The sequence below is a fragment of the Candidatus Nitrosarchaeum limnium BG20 genome, from assembly GCF_000241145.1.
GTDB lineage: Archaea > Thermoproteota > Nitrososphaeria > Nitrososphaerales > Nitrosopumilaceae > Nitrosarchaeum > Nitrosarchaeum limnae.
In genome coordinates this window covers 1-1,538 of record NZ_AHJG01000061.1, presented here as the reverse complement: position 1 = coordinate 1,538, position 1,538 = coordinate 1, and the positions used below count along the sequence as shown (strand labels likewise).

The window sequence follows — 1,538 nt, the reverse complement described above, 5'->3', positions numbered from 1 at the left end:
CCATTGCTATTATCTGGAATTTTGAAGGAATAGGTAAAAGAACCATCTCCAGATATTTTCAAAGTATCTGAAATTTTCAATGGTGCTATGATGTCACCAGTATTTGTTGATGAAATATTTTTAGTTTGAGTAATGCCTAGATCAACAAATGCTATCCAAAGTTGATTCAATCTACCAGTTACTGTTACGGTTTCACCCAAATTGTAAGCATCTTTATCAGTCCACAAAGAGATTGCCTTTTCTTCTTTGATGTCTTTTACTAAATCAAAAAATGAAATTGCACCTTTATCAAAATATTCGGCAGTTACAGAATACTTGCCATAGATTGGATTTACAGTACTTAGAAATATGTTTGTAGAAAATTTACCGTTTGTCGGATACAAACTTCCAGTTGAGATAATGTTTCCATTCGGATCTTTTATTGTAAATTTTAGTCCTTCAAATGGAATAACTTTGGAAGTGATTCCAGTTAGACTCAGAGTATCACCGGGAAGATATTGAGATTTGTTAGTTGTAATACTAAGGGTACTTTCCTCAGGTATTGTTTCAACAACAAGTTTATCACCGACTGAAAAACTTGTTTGAGATGTTGCGCCACCATAACTCACTAAAACGGAGTAAGTACCCTTGTTAATTCCAAGGACCTGTTGAAGACTAAATGAAGTTTTATAATTCAAATTCAGATCTGGATAAAGGGATATCGTTTTGTCATAACTTGGACCAGAGATCTTTACAATAATTTCATCTGAATGAAAATAAGGTTTTTCTATGAATACTTGTTTAGACACTTTTCCCTGAATGATAGCTGTTTCACCAAACAAGTATGAAGACTTTGCAGAAGATACAGTTATAGAAAGAGCATCAGTCTCCTTTACTGCTGTTAATTTTCCATTTGTAGAGCCAGCGGTAGAAGTTACAAATTTCCAATCAGATACACTGTCAGAATCATATCCATCATAGATTCTTTGCCAAGATGTGAAATCACTTTTTAGATCAGAAATAAGGGGAGTTTTGTCTATAGATACTCCATTTTTATCTTTTAATTCAACTACTTCATTATTATCGGTAAACCATAAACTATCAAATGTAAATGTCAGAAATTTTCCAGATTCAATAAATGTTCCAGTTGGTATACTAAGTGTTTTTTTCATTCCAGAAGTTGATGCAATTTTCCAACCACTAATATCAATTTTGGAATTGGTAGGATTGTAAAGCTCGACCCACTCAGAGATGGATTTAGAATCATCCCCTGGTGGATTAGTATCAACTTCATTTATCACCACATGATTTACAGATTGAGCATTTGCAGTAAGAATCAACCCACTAAATAGCAAAATAGAAAATAAAATTAAGATATTTTTCATGTTTTCCTGTATTGATTCGATAAAAGTCTCATTTTAGAATGGAATTGAGGAAAAGTTGAGCTAGTTGTTAAAGTTGACCTCAATTGAGGGACTTGAGATATGTTTTTCATGCGTATTTTAAAGAATTTATAATATTTAGGGTCTGCGTATGAATAATTCTTAAAAGAAAATTCT

The 1,538-nt window shown here is 32.3% G+C and carries 1 protein-coding gene; it reads right to left on the bottom strand.

The window, feature by feature from the left end; genetic code table 11:
- Nucleotides 1-1,364 (bottom strand): lamin tail domain-containing protein (locus tag BG20_RS02130; RefSeq protein ID WP_010190271.1); only part of this gene is annotated, 1,364 nt, incomplete at its 3' end.
- Nucleotides 1,365-1,538 lie beyond the last annotated feature (174 nt).